The 24,069-nt window shown below is 66.5% G+C and carries 24 protein-coding genes and 4 tRNA genes; 8 read left to right on the plus strand and 20 right to left on the minus strand.

Translation table 11 applies throughout. The features are described from left to right. The 5 genes from ASD68_RS07380 to ASD68_RS07400 form a co-directional block, all read right to left on the minus strand. Window positions 1–98: GTP-binding protein (locus tag ASD68_RS07380; protein ID WP_031270842.1), on the minus strand; the 98-nt coding region annotated here is incomplete at its 3' end. An 81-nt stretch (window positions 99–179) separates the two neighbouring features. After that, a tRNA-Thr gene (locus ASD68_RS07385) sits at window positions 180–255 on the minus strand. Window positions 256–380: 125 nt separating this feature from the next. Then, window positions 381–454, minus strand: a tRNA-Gly gene (locus ASD68_RS07390). Between the two features lie 58 nt (window positions 455–512). Beyond that, a tRNA-Tyr gene (locus tag ASD68_RS07395) sits at window positions 513–598 on the minus strand. Between the two features lie 101 nt (window positions 599–699). Continuing rightward, window positions 700–1,188, minus strand: a complete 489-nt coding sequence (locus ASD68_RS07400) for an acyl-CoA thioesterase (RefSeq protein ID WP_056081105.1) — start codon at window positions 1,186–1,188, stop codon at window positions 700–702. A gap of 133 nt (window positions 1,189–1,321) precedes the next feature. Between ASD68_RS07400 and ASD68_RS07405 the strand changes: the two genes are divergently transcribed. Together ASD68_RS07405 and ASD68_RS07410 are read left to right on the plus strand one after the other, a co-directional pair. Then, window positions 1,322–3,637: a SpoIIE family protein phosphatase gene (locus ASD68_RS07405; protein WP_056605274.1), complete on the plus strand. Its 2,316-nt coding sequence runs from the start codon at window positions 1,322–1,324 to the stop codon at window positions 3,635–3,637. Continuing rightward, window positions 3,634–4,026 carry an STAS domain-containing protein gene (locus ASD68_RS07410; protein WP_056081111.1) on the plus strand — a complete coding sequence of 131 codons (393 nt, stop codon included), beginning with the start codon at window positions 3,634–3,636 and terminating at the stop codon, window positions 4,024–4,026. The genes ASD68_RS07405 and ASD68_RS07410 overlap by 4 nt, the downstream gene beginning before the upstream one ends. 27 nt (window positions 4,027–4,053) lie before the next feature. On the opposite strand, the gene ychF is transcribed toward ASD68_RS07410, so the two are convergent. The 8 genes from ychF to ASD68_RS07450 all read right to left on the minus strand — a co-directional run bounded on the left by ychF (window position 4,054) and on the right by ASD68_RS07450 (window position 11,491). Then, a complete protein-coding gene (gene ychF, locus ASD68_RS07415) occupies window positions 4,054–5,142 on the minus strand; it encodes a redox-regulated ATPase YchF (protein ID WP_056605276.1) in 1,089 nt (362 codons plus the stop codon). A 94-nt stretch (window positions 5,143–5,236) separates the two neighbouring features. Further along, window positions 5,237–5,812, minus strand: coding sequence for an aminoacyl-tRNA hydrolase (gene pth, locus ASD68_RS07420; RefSeq protein WP_056607361.1), 576 nt, complete (start codon window positions 5,810–5,812; stop codon window positions 5,237–5,239). Between the two features lie 53 nt (window positions 5,813–5,865). Further along, window positions 5,866–6,549, minus strand: coding sequence for a 50S ribosomal protein L25/general stress protein Ctc (locus ASD68_RS07425; RefSeq protein ID WP_056081117.1), 684 nt, complete (start codon window positions 6,547–6,549; stop codon window positions 5,866–5,868). Window positions 6,550–6,696: 147 nt separating this feature from the next. Beyond that, window positions 6,697–7,662: a ribose-phosphate diphosphokinase gene (locus ASD68_RS07430; protein ID WP_056081120.1), complete on the minus strand. Its 966-nt coding sequence runs from the start codon at window positions 7,660–7,662 to the stop codon at window positions 6,697–6,699. 27 nt (window positions 7,663–7,689) lie between these two features. Further along, a tRNA-Gln gene (locus ASD68_RS07435) sits at window positions 7,690–7,766 on the minus strand. Window positions 7,767–7,809: 43 nt separating this feature from the next. After that, complete coding sequence (gene ispE / locus ASD68_RS07440; protein ID WP_056605279.1) at window positions 7,810–9,186, minus strand: 4-(cytidine 5'-diphospho)-2-C-methyl-D-erythritol kinase; 1,377 nt, start codon at window positions 9,184–9,186, stop codon at window positions 7,810–7,812. 53 nt (window positions 9,187–9,239) lie between these two features. Beyond that, a complete protein-coding gene (gene lolB, locus ASD68_RS07445; protein WP_056605282.1) occupies window positions 9,240–9,842 on the minus strand; it encodes a lipoprotein insertase outer membrane protein LolB in 603 nt (200 codons plus the stop codon). Then, window positions 9,839–11,491, minus strand: a complete 1,653-nt coding sequence (locus tag ASD68_RS07450; protein ID WP_056605285.1) for a tetratricopeptide repeat protein — start codon at window positions 11,489–11,491, stop codon at window positions 9,839–9,841. The genes lolB and ASD68_RS07450 overlap by 4 nt, the downstream gene beginning before the upstream one ends. Window positions 11,492–11,684: 193 nt before the next feature. On the opposite strand from ASD68_RS07450, the gene hemA reads away from it, so the two are divergent. Together hemA and prfA are read left to right on the plus strand one after the other, a co-directional pair. Continuing rightward, the gene (hemA, locus tag ASD68_RS07455; protein ID WP_056081131.1) at window positions 11,685–12,959 is read left to right on the plus strand and encodes a glutamyl-tRNA reductase; all 1,275 of its coding nucleotides are present in this window, start codon (window positions 11,685–11,687) and stop codon (window positions 12,957–12,959) included. 109 nt (window positions 12,960–13,068) lie between these two features. Further along, the gene (gene prfA / locus ASD68_RS07460; RefSeq protein WP_056605288.1) at window positions 13,069–14,148 is read left to right on the plus strand and encodes a peptide chain release factor 1; all 1,080 of its coding nucleotides are present in this window, start codon (window positions 13,069–13,071) and stop codon (window positions 14,146–14,148) included. A 9-nt stretch (window positions 14,149–14,157) separates the two neighbouring features. On the opposite strand, the gene ASD68_RS07465 is transcribed toward prfA, so the two are convergent. Genes ASD68_RS07465 through ASD68_RS07475 form a run of 3 tightly spaced genes read right to left on the minus strand, consistent with a single transcriptional unit; the run spans window position 14,158 to window position 16,194 of the window. After that, window positions 14,158–14,424 carry an acylphosphatase gene (locus ASD68_RS07465; protein WP_056605292.1) on the minus strand — a complete coding sequence of 89 codons (267 nt, stop codon included), beginning with the start codon at window positions 14,422–14,424 and terminating at the stop codon, window positions 14,158–14,160. Window positions 14,425–14,437: 13 nt separating this feature from the next. Then, on the minus strand, window positions 14,438–14,926 hold the full coding sequence (locus tag ASD68_RS07470; protein WP_082520175.1) for a TlpA disulfide reductase family protein: 489 nt from the start codon (window positions 14,924–14,926) through the stop codon (window positions 14,438–14,440). Next, window positions 14,923–16,194 carry a YihY family inner membrane protein gene (locus tag ASD68_RS07475; protein WP_056607363.1) on the minus strand — a complete coding sequence of 424 codons (1,272 nt, stop codon included), beginning with the start codon at window positions 16,192–16,194 and terminating at the stop codon, window positions 14,923–14,925. The genes ASD68_RS07470 and ASD68_RS07475 overlap by 4 nt, the downstream gene beginning before the upstream one ends. 157 nt (window positions 16,195–16,351) lie before the next feature. On the opposite strand from ASD68_RS07475, the gene wrbA reads away from it, so the two are divergent. Together wrbA and ASD68_RS07485 are read left to right on the plus strand one after the other, a co-directional pair. Then, window positions 16,352–16,954, plus strand: coding sequence for an NAD(P)H:quinone oxidoreductase (gene wrbA, locus ASD68_RS07480; protein ID WP_056081143.1), 603 nt, complete (start codon window positions 16,352–16,354; stop codon window positions 16,952–16,954). Next, on the plus strand, window positions 16,951–17,301 hold the full coding sequence (locus tag ASD68_RS07485) for a DUF2069 domain-containing protein (protein ID WP_056605294.1): 351 nt from the start codon (window positions 16,951–16,953) through the stop codon (window positions 17,299–17,301). The genes wrbA and ASD68_RS07485 overlap by 4 nt, the downstream gene beginning before the upstream one ends. Before the next feature lies 1 nt (window position 17,302). On the opposite strand, the gene ASD68_RS07490 is transcribed toward ASD68_RS07485, so the two are convergent. Further along, entirely contained in the window at window positions 17,303–18,898 is a 1,596-nt protein-coding gene (locus ASD68_RS07490; protein WP_056605296.1) for a hypothetical protein, read from the minus strand. Continuing rightward, on the minus strand, window positions 18,898–19,848 hold the full coding sequence (locus ASD68_RS07495) for a glycosyltransferase family 2 protein (RefSeq protein WP_082546000.1): 951 nt from the start codon (window positions 19,846–19,848) through the stop codon (window positions 18,898–18,900). The genes ASD68_RS07490 and ASD68_RS07495 overlap by 1 nt, the downstream gene beginning before the upstream one ends. Before the next feature lie 78 nt (window positions 19,849–19,926). On the opposite strand from ASD68_RS07495, the gene ASD68_RS07500 reads away from it, so the two are divergent. After that, window positions 19,927–21,564, plus strand: a complete 1,638-nt coding sequence (locus ASD68_RS07500; RefSeq protein ID WP_056605303.1) for an acyl-CoA dehydrogenase family protein — start codon at window positions 19,927–19,929, stop codon at window positions 21,562–21,564. Window positions 21,565–21,672: 108 nt separating this feature from the next. Continuing rightward, complete coding sequence (locus ASD68_RS07505; RefSeq protein WP_056605306.1) at window positions 21,673–22,167, plus strand: asparaginase domain-containing protein; 495 nt, start codon at window positions 21,673–21,675, stop codon at window positions 22,165–22,167. A gap of 150 nt (window positions 22,168–22,317) precedes the next feature. Here the strand turns inward: ASD68_RS07505 and ASD68_RS07510 are convergent, their stop codons facing one another. Together ASD68_RS07510 and ASD68_RS07515 are read right to left on the minus strand one after the other, a co-directional pair. Then, window positions 22,318–23,589, minus strand: coding sequence for a threonine/serine exporter family protein (locus tag ASD68_RS07510; protein ID WP_056605309.1), 1,272 nt, complete (start codon window positions 23,587–23,589; stop codon window positions 22,318–22,320). Further along, the gene (locus ASD68_RS07515) at window positions 23,586–24,035 is read right to left on the minus strand and encodes an NfeD family protein (protein ID WP_056605312.1); all 450 of its coding nucleotides are present in this window, start codon (window positions 24,033–24,035) and stop codon (window positions 23,586–23,588) included. Before ASD68_RS07515 ends, ASD68_RS07510 begins: the two co-directional genes overlap by 4 nt. Window positions 24,036–24,069 lie beyond the last annotated feature (34 nt).

The following is a 24,069-nucleotide window of genomic DNA, read 5'->3' on the forward strand; positions in this document are numbered from 1 at the left end:
GTCAGTGCGGCCGTCAGCGTCGTCTTGCCGTGATCCACGTGACCAATCGTGCCGACGTTGACGTGCGGCTTGGTGCGTTCGAATTTACCCTTTGCCATGCGCGCTAAACCCCGATGGAGTCAATGGTTAAAAAGAAAACGTGCCCTGCAAGGGTCACGACCGTGAAGGTCAAACTGAATTGGTGCTCATAACAGGAATCGAACCTGTGACCTCTTCCTTACCAAGGAAGTGCTCTACCGACTGAGCTACATGAGCGTATGTATTTCAGCCATCCTCCATGATGGCGAAGAACAAGACCGGCATCCTGCCGGACTCTTCATAAAGCGTCGATCTAGGCAGCATCTGCGTTGACCAACTTCGCATCAGCAGATGCAGAACAATGGAGCGGAAGGCGGGAATCGAACCCGCGTAATCAGTTTGGAAAACTGATGTTCTACCATTGAACTACTCCCGCCCTGCGCGGAACCTTTGCCAACTGCGCCGCTTTCGCGTCGCATGATGCCGCTTGCAACTGGTGGAGGGAGGTGGATTCGAACCACCGAAGGCGTAAGCCAGCAGATTTACAGTCTGCCCCCGTTGGCCGCTTGGGTATCCCTCCAACAAAGAACGCGTATTGTGTGGATCGGACCCGGGACTGTCAACACCTTCTGGCACCGAATTCGCATGTCGGCGTGATTTTCCGGCAGGTTTTGCGGCCGCTCAATCCAGCGTCACGCCGCGCAGATCGACCAGTTGCTCCATTCCCTTGGACAGCTCCAGCAACTGCCGGGCCTGCGCCTGCAACCGGCGCTCGCTGTCGTCGCGCGGCTCCCAGCGCGGCACCGGGGTGGGCTTGCCGTCCTGCCCGTCGAGCGCCACGAAAACCATGACGCAGCTGGTGGCCAGGCGCTGCTCGTCGCGACGCAGGTCGCGAGCCAGCACGTCGACGGCCAGATGCATGCTGCTGGTGCCGGTATGAATCAGCCGCGCGCGTACCGTGACCAGGTCACCGATCAGGATCGGCGCCACGAACTGGATGCCGCTCACCGATGCGGTGACGCAATATGCCCCGCTCCAGCCCACTGCACAGGCATAGCCAGCCTGGTCGATCCACTTCATCGCCATGCCGCCATGTACCTTGCCGCCGAAATTGACGTCCGTTGGCTGGGCGAGAAAACGGAACGTCACTTCGTGCTGTTGTCCGGACATGGGGCGGCGTCTCGTCGGTGAAGTAGGAGGGCGGGATTATGCCCTGACTGACGGAGCCATCCTTGCCGGTCCGGCTTGCGGACAACCAATTATTCGTGGCTAGATGCAAGGCCAAGGAAACCGGGAATGCAGCATGGCCCTGCGCAGCATTGCATCGCGGACAGCATTGTGGGTTCTGGTCGGATCGATGGTCGTGCTTGCGGCGATCGGGGCGTTGTTGCTCAGCCTGACCCGCGCGCAGATCCTGCAGCACACCCACCACGAGGCCGCCGCCCTGGCGGCCAACGCGGGCAGCCAGATCCAGGCCCGGATCGATCGCGTTGCCGTTTCGGCACAGATGCTCGCGACGATCGTCGCCACCCGTCAGGATGACGCCGAATCCCTGCTGCGCGACACCCTGTCCACCAATCTGGACATGGATGGCCTGGCTGCAGCGTTCACGCCGTCACCCGACACCGCCGATGGGTCCATGTATTCGCCGTTCGTGCGTCGACTGGACGACGGCAGCCTGGCCAGCCGCAACCTGTCGCAAGACAGCAACCCCTACTGGAACAGCAACTGGTTCCTCGGCGGGCTCGGCTGCGCCAGCGGCTGCTGGCAGCGACCGTTCCTGTCGCTGTCGCGGCACCGCCAGGTGATCAACTACTCCGTGGCGATCGAGCGCGAAGGGCACCCGATCGGCATCATCAACGCCGACGTCACTCTCGACTGGCTGCACCAGATACTCGGCAGCCTGGACAAGCCCGCGGGCGCCTACGCCTTCGTGCTCGACAGCGACGGCAACTACTTGGCGCACGACAATCCGGCCCTGGTGGGCAAACGCGGCTCACCAGCCTTGCTCAACGCGCTGGCCAGCGACCAGGCCGGAGCCATGCGCCTGCGGGTGGCACAGAACCCGCGGGCGCGCGGGCCGGTCTGGGTCTATTCCGCACCGATCGAAGGCACACGCTGGCGGCTTGGGCTGGTGGTGCCCGAGTACCAGACCTACGCCAGCGTGCGGCACATCTTCATGCTGAGCCTCGCGCTGGGCCTGCTGGCCCTGCTCGGCGTGTCGCTGATCACCCTGCTGACGATCCGCCGCACGATGGCGCCGCTGGGTGTACTGGCCGACCGCGCCGAGCACGTTGCCCGCGGCGAGCTGGATTTCGAATTGCCGCCGGCACGCCGGCCCGACGAAGTGGGCCGTCTGACCCAGTCGTTCGACCACATGCGCCGCGAGCTGGCGTTGCATCTGGAGGACCTCGCCCGGGTGGCGCGCGAAAAACAGCGGCTGGCCAGCGAACTGGAGATCGCCCACCAGATCCAGCTCGGCCTGTTGCCGAACGCACACTACCTCGATGCCGTCTGCGCGCAGTTCGAACTGCATGCGGCGCTGCGTCCCGCGCGGGCCGTCGGCGGCGATCTCTACAGCTACTTCATGCTCGACCCGCAGCGCTTCTTCGTGATGGTCGGTGACGTCTCCGACAAGGGCATTCCGGCCGCCCTGTTCATGGCGCAGACGATCACCCTGGCCAAGGCGCTGGCGCCGCGCGCGCAGACGCCGCAGAACCTGTTGCAACTGCTCAATCTCGAACTCTGCCGCGGCAACGACAGCTGCATGTTCGTCACCCTGCTGTGCGGCCTGCTGGACACTGGCAGCGGCGACCTGGTGCTGGCCAGCGCCGGCCACGAGCCGCCGATCCTGTGCGGCCGTGGCGCACCACAACTGCTGGAATTCCCCACCGGCGCGGTGCTGGGGCTGTACGAAGACTCGACTTACCCGGAACAACGCCTGCGCCTGCGCCCGGGTGAAACGCTGCTGATGTACACCGACGGCATCACCGAAGCCAGCGACCACGAGCTGCAGATGTACGGCATCGAGCGCACCGTGGAGAGTCTCGCGCAGGTTCCGCCGACCGCCGACACCGCCGCCTACATCGAGCGGCTGCTGGGTGACGTCGACCACTTCGTGGCGGATGCCGCGCAGGCGGACGACATCACCCTGCTGGCGCTGACCTGGCACGGCGCCGGGGCGCCGCCGACCGGGATAGACATCGACAACCGGCTGCCGGACGTCTTCGTGGCGCTCGACCGCTGCGAGCAGCTGCTGCAGGAGGCAAAAGTCCCGGCATCACTGCACGGCGACGTGCGCCTGGTGCTGGAGGAGCTGATGGTCAACACGGTGGAATACGGCTATCCCGATGGCCGACCCGGCCGGATCCGCGTGTTGCTGCAGTCCCGACCCGGCGCCACCACGATCGAGCTGATCGACGACGGCATCGCCTTCGACCCGTTGCAATCCGCCGCCCCCACCCTTACCGGCGACCTGGCCGACCGCGAGCAGATCGGCGGCCTCGGCATCCACCTCGCACGCACCATGACCGACGAAATGCGCTATACACGGGACGCGCAAGGCAATCACCTGCTGCTTCGCTTCACTTACCCGACCCAGGATGGATCTTCACCATGACGCTCAGCCTGCACAGCGAATTCTCCGCCCCCGACCGCGTGGTCGTGCAGGTCGGTGGCCGCCTCGACGCGATGACCTTCGGCGAGCTCGACGAGGCCATGCTCGCCCTGTTGCCACGACTCGCCGATGGCGGCACCGTGGTGATCGACCTGGCCCATCTGGAATACGTCAGCAGCGCCGGCCTGCGCAGCTTCGCCAAGATCCGCAAGAATATGCGCACCCGCGGCGGCCACACCCTGCTGCTGAATCCGCAGCCGCAGGTGCGCAAGGTGTTCGACATCGTCAAGGCCGTGCCGGTGAACGAGGTATTCGCCAGCACCCAGGAACTCGATGCCTATCTGGACCGCATGCAGCGGCAGATCACCGAAGGCGACGACAGCGACATCTGATCACTGCGTCGCCGTACGTACGGCAGCTCAGACGTTGAACAGGAAGTGCAGCACGTCGCCATCCTTGACGATGTATTCCTTGCCTTCCTTGCGCAGCCGCCCGGCCGCACCCGCGCCCGCCTCGCCCTTGTACTGGATGAAGTCCTCGTAGCCGATCGTCTCGGCGCGGATGAAGCCCTTCTCGAAATCGCTGTGGATCACGCCCGCCGCCTGCGGCGCCGTGGAGCCGCGCCGCACCTGCCACGCGCGCACTTCCTTCACGCCGGCGGTGAAATAGGTCTGCAGGTCGAGCAACTTGTAGCCGGCGCGGATCACCCGGTTCAGGCCCGGCTCGTCCAGGCCCATGTCCTTCAGGAACTCGTCGCGGTCGGCGTCGTCCAGCTGTGCCATCTCTTCCTCGATCGCGGCGCACACCGGCACCACCTCGGCACCTTCGGTGGCGGCGCGCTCGCGCACGGCATCCAGCAACGGATTGTTCTCGAAGCCGTCGTCGGGGACGTTGGCGATGTACATCAACGGCTTCAGGGTCAGCAGGAACAGGTCGCGCACCAGCGTCTTCTCTTCCTCGTCCAGGCCCAGGCTGCGCGCGGATTTGCCTTCGTTGAGGCCAGCGGCCAGCTTCTGCAGCACCGGCTTCTTCGCCAGCGCTTCCTTGTCGTTGGCCTTGGCCGCGCGCTCGGCGCGGTTCAACGCCTTGTCCACCGACTCCAGGTCGGCCAACGCCAGCTCGGTGTCGATGGTCTCGATGTCGGCGATCGGGTCGACCTTGCCGGCCACGTGGATCACGTCACCCTCGAAGCAGCGCACCACGTGGGCGATCGCGTCGACCTCGCGGATGTGCGCCAGGAACTTGTTGCCCAGGCCCTCGCCCTTCGACGCACCGGCCACCAGCCCGGCGATGTCGACGAACTCCACCGCGGTCGGGATCACCTTTTGCGGATTGACGATCTCTGCCAACGCATTCAGCCGCGGGTCCGGCACCGGCACCACGCCCACGTTCGGCTCGATCGTGCAGAACGGAAAATTCGCCGCCGCGATGCCCGCCTTGGTCAGCGCGTTGAACAGGGTGGATTTGCCGACATTGGGCAGACCGACGATGCCGCATTTGATGCCCATTTGGGACTCCGGGATTCGTGATGTGGGATTAGGGATTCGGAAGAGCGGGCCGCCGTGCTTTGACGAATCCCTAATCCCGAATCCCCAATCCCGGCTATTTCGTATGCAACAACTGCATCGCCTTCTCGAACTGGCCTTCCACCGCCAGCGGCAGTACGTCCAGGGCGCGGGCGATGCCGTCGAGGATCGCGTCCTCGTCCGTGGCCGATGGCCGGCCCAGCACCCACGGGGTGACCTGGTCGCGGTGGCCGGGGTGGCCGATGCCCACGCGCAGGCGATGGAACTTGCCGTGGCCGAGGTGACCCATGATGTCGCGCAAGCCGTTCTGGCCGCCGTGGCCGCCGTCGAACTTCAGCCGCACGGTGCCCGCAGGAAGGTCCAGGTCGTCGTGCGCGACCAGGCACTGTTCGGGTTCGATCTTGTAATAGCGCAGCGCCGAAACCACGGCGATGCCGCTCTTGTTCATGAAGGTGGCCGGCTTCAACAGCCAGACCGGTTCGCCACCGAGGCGCACGCGGCAACTCTCGCCGTGCAGCTTGCCGTCGAAGGCGAAACGCTCGCCCCGCCCGCTGGCGAGGGCGTCAACTAGCCAGAACCCGGCGTTGTGCCGGGTTCGGAGGTATTCGGCACCGGGGTTGCCCAGCCCGACAATGAGTCGCAAACCAGCCATGCGCAGAAGCAGCAGGACGGCCCGCACTCCATCGGAGCGCGGGCCGTCGCGGCTTACTTCTTGTCAGCCGCCGGCTTGGCCGGCTTGGCAGCCGCGGCCTTGTTCGCCTCGGCTTCGGCTTCGGCGGCCGCGTCTTCCGCCGCGTCGGCAGCGCTTTCCTTGACCGCATTCACGGTGACCACCGCAGCGTCGTGCGCTTCACCCAGCGCCAGCGCGGGCAGTTCCACGTTGGCTGGCAGCTTCAGCTGCGACAGGTGGATGATGTCGCCGGCTTCGACCGCGCCCAGGTCCAGCTCGATGAACGCGGGCAGGTCCTTCGGCAGGCAGCTGACTTCCACCTCGGTGAGGTTGTGCGAGATCACCACGCCGGACATCTTGCCGGCCGGCGATGTTTCCTGGTTGAGGAAGTGCAGCGGCACGTTGGCGCGCAGCTTGGCGTTCTCGTCGATGCGCAGGAAATCCATGTGCATCATCAACTGCTTGAACGGATGCTTCTGCCAGTCACGCACCAGCACCTTCTGCACCTTGCCGTCGACGTTCAGGTCGAGCACCGAGGAGAAGAACGACTCGTTCTTCGCGGCCAGCAGGATGGTGTTGTGCTCGATCTGGATGCTCTCGGGAGCCTGATCGCCGCCGTAGACAACGGCAGGCACATAAGCGGCACGACGCAGGCGGCGGCTCGCACCTTTCCCCTCGTCCTTGCGGCCTTGCGCCTTGATTTCAAGATTCTTGGACATTGCTTTTCACTACCTTGGTGGTTGTTTGCCGCCTCGCGGCGACTGGTTGACTTCCCCGCGACCAGGTGAAGATCGTTATTTCACGCGGCATCCGTGCCGCGAAAAACTGACATCAAGACCGCCCATCCTGGGCGGACACTTCAATTTTCAGTCCACATACAACGAACTTACCGACTCGCCGTAGGCGATGCGGCGAATGGTTTCGGCCAGCAGTTCGGCGACGGACAACTGGCGGATCTTGCCGCAGGCCTGCACTTCGGCGCGCAGCGGCAAGGTGTTGGTGACGATGAGCTGGTCGAGCTGGGAGTTCTCGATGTTGCTGACTGCCGCGCCCGACAGTACCGGGTGCACGCAATAGGCAATGACCTTGCGGGCGCCACGCTCCTTCAGGGCGGCGGCGGCCGCGCACAAGGTGCCGGCGGTGTCCACGATGTCGTCAACCATCACGCAGGTCTTGCCGTCGACGTCGCCGATGATGTTCATCACCGTGGAGACGTTGGCGCGCGGACGGCGCTTGTCGATGATCGCCAGGTCCGCGTCGTCCAGGCGCTTGGCGATGGCCCGTGCGCGCACCACGCCCCCCACGTCCGGGCTCACCACGATCAGGTCGTCCGTGGCGTGGTTGCGCCAGATATCGGCCAGCAGCACCGGCGAGGCGTACACATTGTCCACCGGGATATCGAAGAAGCCCTGGATCTGGTCGGCATGCAGATCCACCGTGAGCAGGCGATCCACGCCAGCGGCGCTGACCATCTTGGCAGCCAGCTTGGCGGTGATCGGCACTCGCGCCGAGCGCGGCCGACGATCCTGCCGTGCATAGCCGAAATACGGCATTACGGCGGTAACGCTGGTGGCCGATGCCCGCTTCAGCGCATCGGTGAGCGCCAGCAGCTCGAACAGGTTTTCCGCGCTCGGCGCGCCCGTGGGCTGGATGACGAAAACCTCCTGCCGGCGGACGTTCTCCTCGATCTCGATCTGCACTTCGCCGTCGCTGAAGGTGCCCACCAGCGCCTTGCCCAAGGGCACACCCAGGCGCTGGGCGACGTTCTCGGACAGTGCGCGGTGCGCATTGCCGGAAAAAAGCAGCATCGGGGTGGACGTATCCACAGTCATTACCTCAGAACCAATGGCCATCATGAATGGCTGGGGCGGCAGGATTCGAACCTGCGCATGCGGGAATCAAAATCCCGTGCCTTAACCAGCTTGGCGACGCCCCAGAAGTTTTAGTTTTCGTTCGTGCTTTGGTTCGATCCATGCGGCTCACGGCGCGCCGCAATGGCGCGCCAGGGCCTGGTTCAGCGATGACACGTCGACACCCGCGGCCACTTGGGCCGAAAATGCCGCCGGGCAACGACGCGCAATCGCCACCGCCCGATCGAGTGATTTCGCCTCCAGGAACACGCAACCACCGCTGCCGGAAAGTCGCGCCTCGCCGAAGCCCGCCAACCAGTCCAGCGCCGCGGCCACCCGCGGGTGTCGCGCTCGCACAACGGTCGTGAAGGCGTTCTCCGACGTTTCGCCGGAAACAAAGGATGAAATTGTCGCCCGCGGCGCATTTCGTGTCAATTCGGGCGCCTGGAAAAGCGCCGCTGTCGGTACCGATTCGTGCGGGTCGAGCACCACATGGTAGCGCCGCGGCAACGCCAGCGGCGTGAGTTTCTCGCCGACGCCTTCGGCCCACGCCGATCTGCCCCGCACGAAAACCGGCACGTCGGCGCCCAATTGGCGGCCCAGCTCGGCCAGCGCATCGATGTCGAGGTGGCGCCCCCACAGGTGGTTGAGCGCCACCAGCACGGTGGCCGCGTCGGAACTGCCGCCGCCCAGGCCGCCACCCATGGGAATGCGTTTTTCCACCGTGATGTCGACGCCCATGCCGCCATCGGTTTGCAGCAGGCGCGCGGCGCGGGTCACCAGATCGTGTTCGGCTGGCACGCCGGGTGTGTCGCTCAGCCGGCGTATCTCGCCATCGCCGCGGACGCGAAGGCGTATCTCGTCGCCCCAGTCGAGCAGCCGGAATACGGTTTGCAGCTCGTGATAGCCATCGTCGCGCCGGCCCACGATGCGCAGGAACAGGTTGAGCTTGGCCGGTGCCGGCCAGGCCGACCAGTCGCCTGCGGCCAGCGGCGGCAGATGGCGGCTCATGAACTGGCGCAGGTGCTCGGGGAACCCGTTGTCACGATCGCGCTGGCGCGCCAGCGCGAAGGTCGGATCGCTCCTGTCGACCGCCACGAAACCATGCCTGGCGTAGAACGGCGCATTCCATGGCACATCGGCCAGGGTGCCCAGATCGACCCGGCGATAGCCGGCCGCGCGCGCCCAGTCGCAGGCATGCTCCAGCAGCGCCGCGCCGATGCCGCGGCGGCCGTGCGACGGCAGCACGTCGAGCTCGGCAATGCCGATCGCGCCCTCGCCCACGTCGGTATCCAGCCACACGAAACCCACCGGCTCGCCGGAAGTATCCAGCGCAGCCCACACCAGGCCGCGGCTGACCGCCAGATGCAGCAACGGGGGCGGAATGACCATCGCCGCATACGACGGCCAGGCCGGATGGCCGCGGAACAGCTGCACGGCCTTGCGCTCGATCTCGCACAGCGCGTCGACGTCGGCGGCGCCGGCACGCACGATCCGGCAGTTCATGTCGTGGCGGCTGGGTCGGGGATGGGGCGACCCGTCATCGCCGCGAACCGCACTCAGGGGAGTTGCCACGATTCGATCACCAGTTTCACCTTGTACGGGGGTTTCGCCGCGTACAGTTTTTTCGGCAGTGGCGGCTGGCGGCTGGTATCCCACTCGCGATAATCCACGCTCCAGCCGTCCTGCAGCAGCGTGGCCGGAAGCCGGTCCTCGCCGAAGGTGAGTTCCGCCGGGCCGCTGTCGGCGCGCAGCCCCAGCACCCAGGCGCGCAGGTCGCTCAGTGGCACATCCCAACCCAGCGCCCGGTGCATCAGTGATTCGGCGTCGCGGCCGCGGATCGGCCCGCCATCCAGGCCTTCCATCAGCGCACCGTGGTTGTCACCGCTGAGGCGGAAGCTTTTGCCGGTGACCGGCGCGCGCAACACGAATTCGTAATGGTCGCCGTCCTGGCTCCAGCTGAAACTTCCGCTGCCGCCGTCACTGCCGTTGGATACGCCCAGCCGCCCCTGCAACACCCAGCGATCGACCGGCGCCAGCGCCCGCTCGCGCGCGTGCTGGGCGGCCAGCAGGCTGGCGTCGCCCTTCATCCGCACGGCGGGCACGCAGGCGGTCAGCAGCAACGGCAATACCAACAGGGAATACCGCAACCAGCGCCTCACGGCTGCAGCCTCTTCAGGGTCTCGCGCAGCAAACTGCTGCGCGGGTCGAGCTTGCGTACTTCGTCAAACAATTTCTTCGCTTCCTGTTGCTGGCCCTGTTTCCACAGCACCTCGGCCAGATGCACGCCGACGTCGGCGTCCTTGCGCGACTGCCACGCGCTGCGCAGAACCTCGGCCGCCTGGTCGAGGTGACCCAGCCGGTATTGCAGCCAGCCCCAGGAGTCGGCGATCGCCGGGTCATGCGGTTTGGCGGCACGGGCGGCGCGCAGCAGTTTTTCGGCCTGTGGCAGATCGCGGTCGGCATCGGCCAGGGTGTAGCCCAGCGCATTGCTGGCATCGATGTCATCGGGCTTGATCTCAAGCAGGTGCTCGAAATCCTTCACCGCCAGATCCACCTTGCCCGCCTCGGCATAGGCCAGCCCGCGCCCGTACAGCAAGCCGGGATCGTTCGGTACCACCTGCAAGGCGCGGTTGAACGCCGCTTCGGCCAGCGTGAAGTGCTGCTCGCGCATGTAGAGCTCGGCGTCCACCTGGTAGGCCTGACGCAGTTGATCGGGCTGGTCGAGGTAACTCATCTGCAACTGGCTGAGCAGCTCGTGGGCCTCGGCGCCGTGGCCTTGCGACTGCAGGATGACCGCGGTGCGCAGGTCGGCGTCGAACGCGTGCGGGTCGTCATCAGCCACCTGGTCGTACCAGGTCAATGCCTCGGCATCGCGGCGCTGCATCTGCGCCAGTTGCCCGAGCAGGTAGGCGTTGTGCCGGCGCACGTCGGACGGCGCCTTCTGCAACTGCTGGTACAACGCCGCGATGGCCTTGTCGTCATCGGCCCGCGCGGCCAGCGACGCGCGCAGGGCATAGGTGTCGGCATCCTGCGGGCCGTGGTCGAGCACCCGCAAGGCGGCGGCGTTGTCGCCGGCCTGGCTCAACATGCCGGCATAACCCATCCGCAGCGCGGTGCTTTCCGGGTGACGCGCAACGGCTTGGCGCAGCAGCGCCTGCGCCGCCGCATGGTCACCCTGGCGGAACGTCATCTGCGCCGCCCAGGCATAGGTTTCGGGGCTTTTGAAGCGCTCCATCGCTGCCTGGGCGATCTGCATGGCGTAGGCATGGCGACCCAGCTTGTCGCCCAGTTCACTCATCGCCAACCATGCCCTGGGGTCGGCAGGCAGACGTTGTGCCGTGGCCAGTTTTTCCAGTAGACGGCCCGCCTGAGCCTGGTCGCGGGCAGACAGCAAGACACGGCCAAGCTGACGCCAGGCGTCCTTGTCGCCGCTGTCCAGCAGGCGCTGCAACTGACGCGCCGCCTCGTCGCCGTCGCCGCGGTCCAGCGCCAGTTGCGCGCGTCCCGCAGCCAGCGCGGCAGGTTCGGCGCCCAGCGACTGCCAGCGGTCCAGTGCACGCTGCGCGGCGGCGTCATCGTGCACCGCGGTGGCCAGGCCGGCGGCGCGTTCGGCCACTTCCGGCTCGTTGCTCAGCATCATCGCCTTGCCGAAGAATCCGGCCGCACCGGCGAGGTCGGTGCGGTTCAGCGCCATCTCGCCGGCCAGCAGCTGGGCCAGCAGATCGTGGTCGGCATCGGGCGTCACCACCACCAGGTGCGTCAACGGCTGCGCGGGCGCCGGTGCGGTGGTGGCTGGCCGCGATGCCATCGAGGCGCATCCGGCCAGGCCCAGCGCGAATGCCGAGACTGCCGTAAAATGCCGCAGTTGCTTGAACTTGACCGACCTGCTCCGCACACTGTTCACCGTTTGTTTGACCGTTTCGCCGTATCGCTCCGTACACGGCAGGTTGCATCAAGCTTAGCCTACGCTGCCGTCATTCCTGCCCGGATTCCTTCCGAAAATGCCGCTGATCGCCCTCGGGCTCAATCACCTCACCGCGCCGGTCAGCCTGCGCGAGCGGGTGGCGTTCGACCCGGACGCCGCTGCGGCAGCCGTGCGCGCGTTGCGTGGCGAACCGGGCGTGGAAGAGGCACTGATCCTGTCCACCTGCAACCGTACCGAGTTGTACGTGGGCGTAACGGCCGGCGCCGAGGGTATCCCGCAGCAGTGGCTGAACCGCCACCATCATCTGACGCCGGGCAAGCTGGACGAGTTCCTGTATCGGCACGATGAACAGGATGCGGTGCGGCACATGTTCCGCGTCGCCACCGGGCTGGACTCGATGGTGCTGGGCGAGCCGCAGATCCTGGGTCAGGTGAAGGATGCCTACCAGCAGGCCCGCGCCGCGCAGGCCTTGGGCGCACCGCTGGATCGCCTGTTGCAGCACACCTTTGCCGTGGCCAAGCGGGTGCGCACCGATACCCGCATCGGCGCGCACACGGTATCCGTGGCGTTCACCGCGGTACGCCTGGCCGAGCAGGTGTTTGCGGACCTGAAGCAGGCCTGCGTGCTGCTGATCGGCGCCGGCGACACCATCGAACTGGCGGCGCGGCACCTGGCCGACAAGCAGGCACGCCGGCTGATCGTGGCCAACCGCACGCTGGAAACCGCGCAGGAACTGGCCGCCCGCCATGGCGGTTATGCGGTGGCGCTGGCCGACCTGCCGCAGCACCTGGCCGAAGCCGACATCGTGATCTCCTCCACCGCCGCGCGCACGCCGATCGTCACCCGCGCCATGGTCGAGCAGGCGATGGCCACGCGGCGGCGCAAACCGATGTTCATGGTCGACATCGCCGTGCCGCGCGACATCGAGGCCAGCGTGGCCGAGCTGTCCGACGTCTATCTCTATGGCATCGACGACCTGCAGCAGGTAATCGACGAAAACCGCCGCTCGCGCCAGGCCGCCGCCCGCGAGGCGGACGCCATCATCGACCTGCAGGTGGACCGCTACATGGCCTGGCGCCGTGCGCTCACCGTGCACAATCCGGCGCTGGACATCCGCCAGCACGCGGAGACCTACCGCGACGAAGTGCTGGAAAAAGCCCGCGCCATGATCGCCCACGGCAAGCCGACGGACGAAGCACTGGCCTTTCTCGCCAACACGCTGACCAACAAGCTGCTGCATCACCCCAGCGCTCGCCTGCGCGAGGCCGCACTCAGCGGCGACATGGATCTGCTGCACGCGGCGGGCCGCCTGTACGGCCTGGACGACGACGCGAACACCCCCCATCTGTAGGAGCGACTTCAGTCGCGATGCTCTTGGCTGTATCGGCGCCAAGAAGAGCATCGCGACTGAAGTCGCTCCTGCATTATTTGCCGCCTGTTAAAGGGTAAACGTACCGGCCATGACCCCATCGATCCGCCGCAAGCTCGAAGCACTGGCCGAGCGTCACGAGGAAATCGGCCTGCTGCTGGCCCAGCCCGACGTGCACGCCGACAACGCCCGCTTCCGCGCGCTGTCGCAGGAATACGCCCAGCTCGAACCGGTCGCCGTCTCGCTGCACGAACACGACCAGGCCGAACACGAACTGGCCGATGCGCGGGCGATGCTGGACGACGCCGAACTGCGCGAGATGGCCGCCGACGATGTGCGCCGGCTGGAGCAACGGCTGCGGGAGCTGGACGACGAGCTGCAGATCCTGCTGCTGCCGAAGGACCCGCGCGACGACGCCAGCCTGTATCTCGAAGTGCGCGCCGGCACCGGCGGCGACGAGGCGGCGATTTTTGCCGGCGACCTGCTGCGCATGTACCTGCGCTTTGCCGAAAGCCGCCGCTGGCAGGTGGAAATTCTCAGCGAGCACGCCGGCGAGCACGGCGGCTACAAGGAAGTGGTGGCGCGCATCGAGGGCAAGGGCGCGTATTCGCAACTGAAATTCGAATCGGGCACGCACCGCGTGCAGCGCGTGCCGGAAACCGAATCACAGGGACGCATCCACACCTCGGCCGCCACGGTGGCGATCATGCCGGTGCCCGACGAGATCGACGAGATCGAGATCAACCCGGCCGACCTGAAAACCGACACCTTCCGCGCCTCCGGCGCCGGTGGCCAGCACGTCAACAAGACCGACTCGGCCATCCGCATCACCCACCTGCCCACCGGCACCGTGGTGGAATGCCAGGACGAGCGCAGCCAGCACAAGAACCGCGCCCGCGCACTGAGCCTGCTGAAGGCACGGCTGCTGGACGTCGAGCGCAGCAAGCAGAGCGAGGAACGCTCCGAGGCGCGGCGCCTGCAGGTGGGTTCCGGCGACCGCAGCCAGCGCATCCGCACCTACAACTACCCGCAGGGCCGCATCACCGACCACCGCATCAATCTCACCTTGTATCGGTTACCCGAAATCGTGCAAGGGGATTTGGGCGAGCTGATCGATGCGCTGAACCGCGAGTACCAAGCCGATCAGTTGCAGGCGTTGAGCGGCGGGTAAAGCATCTCGTCACCCGATCCGAAACCCCTGCAACTCCCGCTCCGGCAAGTCCTCCCGACTGACCGCCTCGACCGCCGCCATCGGTGGCCCCTGCCGCAGCCAGCGCTGCAACGCATCGAGCGCCGACGCCGACCCGCTGGCCAGCACCTCGACGCTGCCATCCGCCCGGTTTTCCGCATGCCCGGCCATGCCAAGCGCCAGCGCCTGATCGCGCGTACTGGCGCGGAAGAACACACCCTGCACCCTGCCAGTGACGACAAAACGCGCAGTCGGCATCACGATGCCCCCATCACGGCTGGCCGATCAGCGCCGCCAGCGAGGCCTCGGTCACCGGCCCCACGATGTGTTTGGCGACCTTGCCGTCGGGGCTGATCAGGTAGGTGGTGGGCAGCCCGCGCGGCTGGTCGAAATCCTTCAGCGGCTTGTCCAGCGTCACCTGCGCGATCGGGTACACCACCGGCCGCTTCGCCAGGAAGGCCTTGATGTCGGCCGGATCGCTGTCTTCATACGCCAGCCCGATCGCGCGGACATTCGGGTGCGCCGCCACGAAGCGCGAGATGTCCGGCATCTCCTTGATGCACGGCACGCACCAGGTGGCCCAGAAATTCACGATCACCCACTTGCCGCGCTGCGCGGAAAGATCGAACGTCTTGCCCTGCAGCGTGGTCACCTGGAGCGTGGGCTGGGCGGGCATGGCCGACCACGCGGGCGCGGCAAATGCCAGCATCGCGACGGATATGGCCGTCCATACGGCAGGACGGGAAAAGCGGAAAGTCATGCGTTCGGTTCCTCAATGGCAGGCGCATCGGCGTCCTGCGGATAGATCTGGTCCAGCCGCGTGCCCAGCGCGGCATGCAGGGTATCCGCCATCACGTCCAGCAATTCAAGCAACGTCCTGGGCAACTCGATGCCCAGTGCGGCCGCTTCCTCAGCCGGGCGCAACGGCAGGCGGTAATGGGTCTTGTTGTAGACGCGCAGCAGGTCCGTGCTGTCCAGGCTGCGGCAGAGCAACCAGCCGGCCTCGCCGCGGGTGATCAGGTCGGCGCGTTGCAGGTCGTCGAAATAGGCGGCGATGGCGGCGCTGCGCAGATACGGCTCGCACAATCGTACTTGCGCCGGATCCACCCGCGAACCATCGCGCTGGGCTTCGATGAAATGGCGCAACACCACCAGCAGCCCCAGGAATTCCGCGCCCTCGGGCAACGTCGTGGCCGGCGCGTGATATTCGTACGCCGACAGCGAAGCGGCGACGGACGCCGCCAGTATCACGATCACCCACGACAGGTAGATCCACAGCAGGAAGATCGGGATCGTGGCCAGCACGCCGTAGATCTGCTGGTAGGTATGCGCATTGCGCACGAACAGCGTGAAGCCCCAGCGGGCGACCTCGAACAGCACCGCGCCCAGCAGCGCGCCGATCGCCGCATCACGGCGCGACACGCGGCAATTGGGGATCACCGAATACATCAGCCACAGCGTCACGAACGTCACCACGAACGGCAACACCACCAGAAACCGCTCGGCGATGCTGGTGCCCAGGTCGTAGGCGCCGTGCAGCAACGGCATCGCCGTGACATACGAGGTGGCGGCGATGCCACCACCCACCAGGATCGGCCCCAGCGTCAACGCGGCCCAATACAGCAGCAGGCGCGATCCCCACCCACGCGGCTGGCGCACGCGCCAGATGCGATCGAGCCGATCCTCGATGCTGATCATCATCGACACCGCACTGAACAGCATCACCAGGATGCTGATGCCGGTGAGCTTGCTGGCGTTTGCCGCGAAACCCAGCATGGTGTTGCGCACCGCCTCGCCCGCCGCCGGCACGAAATTGTTGAACACGAAGGTGATCAGCGTGTCGCGTGCAGGCTGGAACACCGGAAACACCGAGAACATCGCGAACACCGCCACCATCAACGGTACCAGCGACACCAGCGTGGTGTACGACAGCGCGCCGGCCGTCTCGAAGCATTTGTCGTCGACAAAACGCTGCCAGATGAAGCGGCTGAAATTCGACGTGCGTTCGCGATTGAAGCGCAGGGCCATCATTCTTCCATCGTTGCGCCGGAGGGCGGCATCGTCGCCACAACCATCGCGGCCGGAACCTATGCGGCATGAACTCATTGCGGCATGCGCCGGTACACTAGCGTATCGCCCATGAACGACCAAAACACATGAGTCCCTGCCACCGGAACCACCGCGCATGAGCCAGGACATCCTGGTGCTTTACTACAGCCGCAGCGGCCACACCGCGCAATTGGCGCGCCTGATCGCCCGCGGCATCGAGGAAGTGCCCGGCATGCACGCGCGCCTGCGCCAGGTGCCGCCGGTGGCGCCGGTGACCGAAGTGGCGCAGCCACCCGAACCGGACGACGGCGCACCTTACGTGACCCGCGCCGATCTGGCCGACTGCGCCGGACTGGCGCTGGGCAGCCCCACCCGCTTCGGCAACATGGCCGCGCCGCTGAAGTATTTCCTCGACTCCACCGGCGCCGAATGGGCCAGCGGCGCGTTGGTCGGCAAACCCGCGGCGGTTTTCACCTCCACCAGCACCATGCACGGTGGCCAGGAATCCACCTTGCTGACGATGGCGCTGCCGCTGCTGCATCACGGCATGCTGCTGCTCGGCCTGCCATTCACCGAAGCCGCGCTCAGTGCCACCCAGAGCGGCGGCACGCCCTACGGCGCCAGCCACATCGCCGGCACCACGGGCGACAACCCCATCAGTGACCACGAACGCGAACTGGCCCGCGCCCTGGGCCGCCGCCTTGCCGACACCGCACGCAAACTGGCGGCCGGCGCATGAGCACGATGGCGCAGTTGCCACCCGAACAACGGCTGGGCCTGATCGCCTGGACGGCGCTGACGGTGTTGCAGCCGGTCTGGCACGCCTGGCTGTTTCCCGCGCAGACCGTGCCGGTCTGGCTGGTGCTGGCGATCACCACCGTGCCGCTGCTGCTGCCACTGCTGGCGATCCGCGACGTGCGCCGCGCCTTGCTGTGGGTGGGCATCCTCAGCCTGTTCTATTTCTGCCATGGCGTCTCAGAAGCGTGGAGCGCCGCCGACCAGCGCTGGCCGGCCATCATCGAGATCGTGCTGACCGTGCTGCTGATCGGCCTGCTGGGCGCCGGCGTCAAACGCAAGGCGCACTGAACTAGTCGGACTGCAGCCGGCAGATGCGCAGGTTGCCGGACGCCTCCTTGCCGTTGCGCCGTTGCTCCAGCCCGCTTTGCACCGGCGCGCAGTCGCTCATACGGACACCGGGCAGATACCGTTGCAGCAGCGGCAGATCCTCACCGGCGTCGTCGCGCAGCAGGGCGTATACCGCGCCCGTGTGCGCCGCGATCCGCTCCTGGACCAGCGTATCGAACCGGAAGCCCAGCGCGGACCGGGTGAACCAGCTCAGTCCGATATAGCGGTTGTCCTGCGCATGCGGCAGAAACGGAATCACGTAAGCATCCGGCTGCCCCACCACCAGCACCAGGCTGCCGCGCTCGACTGCCGGCGGCCGCACATCGAACGTGACATCCGCATATGGCACATGTCCCCAGCCCGGATAGCGGCTGAACCCGGCCAGCAGCAGGAAGGCGCCGGCCATCGCCCACACCAGCCAGCGCCGCGGCGCCGCGTCTGCCGGCGCGAAAAGCTGCAACGCCGCCAGCAGCAACAAGCCCGAGAGCAACTCCAGCGGCACCGCATAACGCAGGATCGAAAACAGGCACAGCCACAACACATAGGCCGTGGCCACAAACACCAGCAACAACCGTATCGACCGATCCAGCGGCTGGCGCCGCAGCAACCACGGCAACGTCAACAGCGCCAGCGTCGACAGCCCCGCCAGCGCATAACGCGCATCGGCAAAGTTCACCTCGGTGACGATGTGCTGGTTCTTTCCCAGCCAATACAGCGGATAAAACAGCCACTGGCCCAGATCGCGCGGCAGATATTGCCGGTCGGTGCCACCCACCGCCGGTACCCACGCCGAGTGGAACACCTGGTTGAACAACGGAAAGATCGGGTTGCCGGTGAGCTCATAAAGCTGCCAACCCCACCAGCCGTACGCCGCAATGAAACCGGCCAGCGCACCGACACCGAACAGCGTTGCCAGCCGCCACGCCTTGCGCCGCATCCCCAGCGCCAGCAACAGGCCCAGCGCCAGGGCCGGCGCGTAAACCACGGCGGTGGGTTTCAAGCCTGCAGCCAGGCCGCCCAGCAAACCGGCCAGCAGCGCGCGCCGCCATGGCCGGGGTGTGTCGCCGCACAACGGCAACAGCACGTATAAGCTCGACAAGATGAACAAGGCCAGCGGCAATTCGTTGAAGCTGGAACCGGTCTGCGAGACCGTCATCGTCCCGGTCACGCCGATCAGCACCGCCCACACGTCAGCCCAGCCAAACGTGCGCCCGCGCAGCCATGCAAGCCGGATCGCGACACGAAACAGCATGAAAACCAGGCCGCCGTACCACAGCCCCTGCACACCGGCGAGCAGCCGCGGCCAATACTGCAACGGGCCCGTTCCCAGCAGGAAATACGGCATGTCCAGCAACGGATTGAAAAAGCTCTGCATGCCCGCCGGCGCCAGGTCCAGCGCCAGCCGTCCGTGCAGCCCGGCCCAGGCGTTGTAGAGGTGGTAGTTCTTCAGGTCCCAGTTCGCGTCCTGGCCGCGCAGCACCGACAGCAGCGCACCGAAAGACAGGCACGCCAGCAAGGCGCGCACGCCCAGGAATTTCCGCGCATCCAGCGCCCGCATCAGCGTGGGTCACTCGCGCTCGGGAGTCCCGGCTGGTTGAGATACGCCAGATACTTCTGCTCGCGCCGCCCCAGCGTCACCGTGTCGAGCACCAGCCCGCAAACCAGGAACACGCCGCCGAGCAGGCACAGCGACGCGCTCAGGATCGCGGTGGGGAATCGCGGCACCAGGCCGGTGGCCAGATAGGTCTCGAACAGCGGCAGCGACAAGCCCACCGCCAGCAACACGCACAAGGCGCAAGCGATGGAGAAAAACGCCAGCGGCCGACCATTCTTGGCCAGCTTCACGATGGTGAGGAAAATGCGCCAGCCATCGCGCCAGGTGTTGAGCTTGCTGTGCGAACCCTCCGGTCGCGCGCTGTAGCGGCTGGGCATTTCCGCCACCGGCATGCGCAATTCCAGCGCGTGGATCGCCAGCTCGGTCTCCGTCTCGAAACCCTGCGCATGGGCCGGAAACGATTTCACGTAACGCCGCGACATCACCCGGTAGCCCGACAGCATGTCGGTAAACGTGTTGCCGAATATCCAGCCGACCAGGCCGGTCAGCAAACGGTTGCCCCATTGATGGCCGGCACGATAAGCCTGCGCGTGATCGCTGGATCGGCTGGCCACCACCAGATCCAGGCGCTCGTCGCACAGGCGCTGGATCATCGCCGGCGCATCGTTGGCGTCATAGGTGGCGTCGCCATCCACCATCACGAAGACATCCGCGTCGACATCGGCAAACATGCGGCGCACCACGTGGCCCTTGCCCTGCAGCCGCTCCTGCCGCACCTCGGCGCCAGCCTCGCGGGCAATCCGCGCGGTGTCGTCGGTCGAGTTGTTGTCGTACACCACGATCCGCGCCTGCGGCAGGCTGGCGGCAAACGCGCGCACCACGGAGGCAATCGCCACCGCCTCGTTGAAACACGGAATCAACACCGCCACGCGCGGTACTGTCACTGGGGTCATGGGGCTGGCACGCCTCGATGGAAACGCGCCTATTCTAGTCGTCTGGCGAAAGCTTCCACGCTCCTAGGGAGAACACCCATGGGATTCCTGCAAGAAGGGCCGCAACTGGCGCATCCGTGGCGCAGCGATCAATTGCTGCACGACCTGCTCGATCGTGTGCTGCCGGCCGAACGCCGCGCGGTGCTGGATGCCGACCTCGCCGCTCTGGGCGACTACGCACAGATGGCGTGGCAACGCGCCAGCGAAAGCACCCGGCGCAAGCCGATATTGACCCAATGGGACGCGTGGGGCCGCCGCGTCGACCGGATCGAGCTGACCACGGCGTGGCTGGAAGGCCCGCAGCTGACGACGCGGCACGCGGTGCTTGCCACCGGCCATGCGCCGGGCGAATACGCGCGGCTGGAGGAGTTCGCCCGCGTCTACCTGTATCACGTGGCCAGCGAGTTCTACACCTGCCCGCTGGCAATGACCGACGGCGCCGCCACCGCGATCAAGGCCTCCGGCAACGCAGCGTTGATCGAGCGAGCGCTGCCACATTTCCTCAGCCGCGATCCGGCGCAGTTCTGGCTCAGCGGCCAATGGATGACCGAGAACATCGGCGGCTCCGATGTCAGCCACAGCGAGACGGTGGCGCGCCGCGATGGCGATGGCCAGTGGCGATTGCATGGCCGCAAGTGGTTCAGCTCGGCCGTGGTCGGCGAAGCGGCACTTGCGCTGGCCAGGCCCGGAGGCGCCGATGAAGGCAACGCCGCGCTGGCACTGTTCTACGTGGAAACGATGGACGGCCAGCGGCGCAAGCCCGAGCTGATCATCGACCGGCTGAAGGACAAACTGGGCACGCAGGAGCTGCCTACCGCGGAAATCCATCTCGACGGCCTGCCCGCCTGGCCCGTCGGCGAGCTGGCCCACGGCGTGCGCCAGGTGGCGCCGATGCTCAACGTCACCCGCACCTGGAATGCCGTCTGCGCCGTGGCCAGCATGGCCCGGGCAATCAGCCTGGCGCGCGACTACGCCACGCGGCGGCAGGCGTTTGGCCGTCCATTGATCGAGCAGCCGCTGCACGCGCAGACGCTGGCCGACATGCAGGCCGAGTTCGAGGGCGCGTTCGCACTGGCGTTCGAAGTGGCGCATCTGCTGGGCCGGGTCGAGAGCGGCGCTGCGGCGGCGCACGAAGCGGCGCTGCTGCGCCTGCTCACGCCGCTGGCGAAACTGTGGACCGGCAAGCTGGCGGTGAAAATCTGCTCCGAAGCGCTGGAAGGGTTCGGCGGCGCCGGCTACATCGAGGACACCGGCCTGCCGCAGCTGCTGCGCGACGCGCAGGTGTATCCGATCTGGGAAGGCACCACCAACGTGTTGTCGCTGGACAGCTTGCGGGCGCTGGCCGGTGAGGGATTGTCAGCCTTGCGGCTGGCGGTCGACGGCTGGCTGGCCGGCAGCGATGACGCGGCCGCAGCCGCCATCACGGGAGCACTGGATGCGACCACCGCGCATCTCGATCGGCATGGCGCCGATCGTGCGTCGCTCGAAGCAGGCGCGCGCGGGTTGGCTTTCACCCTCGCCCGTTGCGCGGCGGCGGCGTTGCTGGCGCGTCAGGCGGTGTGGTCGGCGCGCAGCGGCGAGCGGCGGCCGGGGGCCGCGTTGCGCCGGTTTGTCAGCCATGGGCTCAATCGGTTGATTGCGCCGGATGCAGAGGACACTGGGTTGTTGCTGGGGTGAAGACGGTCGCGGCCAAAAAGCGTCGCGGCTGAAGCCGCTCCTACAGGGGGGCACGGCGCAGATGTGCGGGCGGGCTAAAATGCGTCATTCCCTCTATTGGCCGACCCCATGCAGCATCTGACCATCGTCACCACCGGCGGCACCATCGACAAGATCTATTTCGACGACAAGTCGGATTACAAGATCGGCGCGCCACAGATCGGCGAAATCCTCTCCCAGCTCGGCGTGGGCTTCCAATTCGACGTGATTCCCATCCTGCGCAAGGACAGCCTGCACATGGCCGCCGAGGACCGCGCCCTGGTGCGTTCCACCATCGAGGCGCAGCCGCACCGGCACGTGCTGGTGACGCACGGCACCGACACCATGGTCGACACCGCCAGGGCGCTGGCCGACATCAAGGGCAAGGTGATCGTGCTGACCGGCGCGCTCAACCCGGCGCGCTTCCAGGGCTCGGATGCAGTGTTCAACATCGGCTGCGCGGTGGCCGCGGTACAGACCCTGCCCGACGGCGTCTACATCACCATGAACGGCCGCGTGTGGGACCCGGCCAAGGTACGCAAGAATCGCGACGCCAACCGGTTTGAGGAAGCGTCGGGAGTCTGAAAAGCCCGACATGTTGCTTCCCCCGCTTGCGGGGGAAGCTGCCCGAAGGGCTGATGGGGGCGCTCTTCCATCCCGCAAAAGCCAAGATCAAGAGCACCCCCATCCGCCTTCGGCACCTTCCCCCGCAAGCGGGGGAAGGAAGGTTTAGGGTTACAACGAGCGCCTTGGCGAAATCAGCAAATCGCCGAACATCAGCCCGGCCACGATCGACACCAGCAGGGTCAGCAGCAGCATCGCGGTGTCCAGGCCCAGCGGCGTATCGCGCTCCAGCAGGAACGACATGCTGCGAAAGCCCACGCTGCCCGGCACTAGCAGCAGGATGCCCGGCTCGCGGATCACGGCGCCGGGCTGGTGCGCATAGCGCGCGTACAGGTTGGAGAACGCGCCCAGCAGCAAGCCGCCCAGGAACACGCCGAACGGCGCCGCCGGCAACGCGCCGGAAATCTCGCCGCCCCAGCGCGTGGCCAGGTAACCCACGATCACCGCGCCGATCACCGCTGGCCAGTCGCGCAGCGCGGCGCGAAACAGGATGGCGAACGCGACCGCCCCCACCAGCAGCGCCACGTAATCGGTCCATGGCGGCAACGCCGGCAAGGCGTAATCGCGCGCGTGGATGCCGGCGGCGGCGCACAGCTGCGTGGCGGCCACGGTGCCGAACACCAGTTTCAGCAGCGTCGCCATGGCGCCGCCCATGCGCGCCATGCCGGAAACCAGGTTCTGGCTGGAAATCTCGCGCACCGCATTGGTGAGCGACATCCCCGGTACCAGGATGATCAGGCCCGCCAGCACCACCGACTTGATCGCCAGCGGCACCACGAAGGCGCTCACCACGATCGCCACGGTGGTCGCCACCATCGCGCAGATCACGTCGCTGGCCACCGCCAGCCGTGGCCGCGTGCCTGCCAGTATCGCGATCCAGCCGATGAGCACGCCGATCACCCCCGCGACCACCAGGTCGACCCACGAACTGTGCAGGAACAGCGCCGCGATGGCGGCGGCGGACAAGCCGTAGCTGGCGATGGTGCCGGCCTGCTCCCACGGCGTATCGGGACGACCCAGCACCCGCAACTGGCGAAAGCCTTCGCGCAGATCCAGCTCGCCCGCGATGGCGCGATCGGCGATATCGTCGGCGCGGCACAGGCGCGCCAGGTTCACCTCGCCCGGCGCCAGCCGCATCACCTGGGTGGTCTGCGCCACGCCTTCCTCGCCCTGCGCCATGTCGGTGAACGAGATGATGATGGCGGTGGGGCTGGACCACACATCCGCCACCAGCTCCAGCCGCTGCGCTGCGCCGGAAATGGCCATCTCCAGCCGTGGCGCGGAGGTGCCGTATTGATGCAGCCGCCGCGCCAGCTCCACCAGGAAGGCAATGCGCGTGTTGAGCGCGATGGCCGCGAACGGCTGGCTGACGACCGCATTCATGCCGCTGCGCGAACCTGCAGCGTGGTGCCCTGCACCGCCACCACCTCGACTGTGCTGCCTGCGGGCAGATCCGGCCCGCTGACCAGCCACTGACCGTCGCCCACGCGCGCCTTGCCGCGGCCGTTGATGATCGGCTCGATCAACTCGTAGCGCTGGCCGATCATCTGCTCGCCACGACGGTTCAAGCGCTCATTACCCGGCTCGCTGCGCTCCAGCCGCGGCCGCAGGAGCTTCGCGTAAAGCACGCAGGCCGCGAACGCCAGCACGCCAAACACGATCGCCTGCGCCAGCATCCCCAGCGTCGGCACCACCCACAGCACCACGCCCATCGCGGCAGCGGCGATGCCTATCCACAACAGGAAATACCCCGGCAACAACAACTCCCCCGCGATCAACAGCAAGGCGAGTATCCACCACAGGTAATGCGTTGAAATGGCCTCGAACATGATGGTTTCCGTGAGAGTTTTGCGCCCCTCTCCC

Origin of the sequence: Rhodanobacter sp. Root627 (assembly GCF_001427835.1) — a bacterium.
Classification (GTDB): domain Bacteria; phylum Pseudomonadota; class Gammaproteobacteria; order Xanthomonadales; family Rhodanobacteraceae; genus Rhodanobacter; species Rhodanobacter ginsenosidimutans.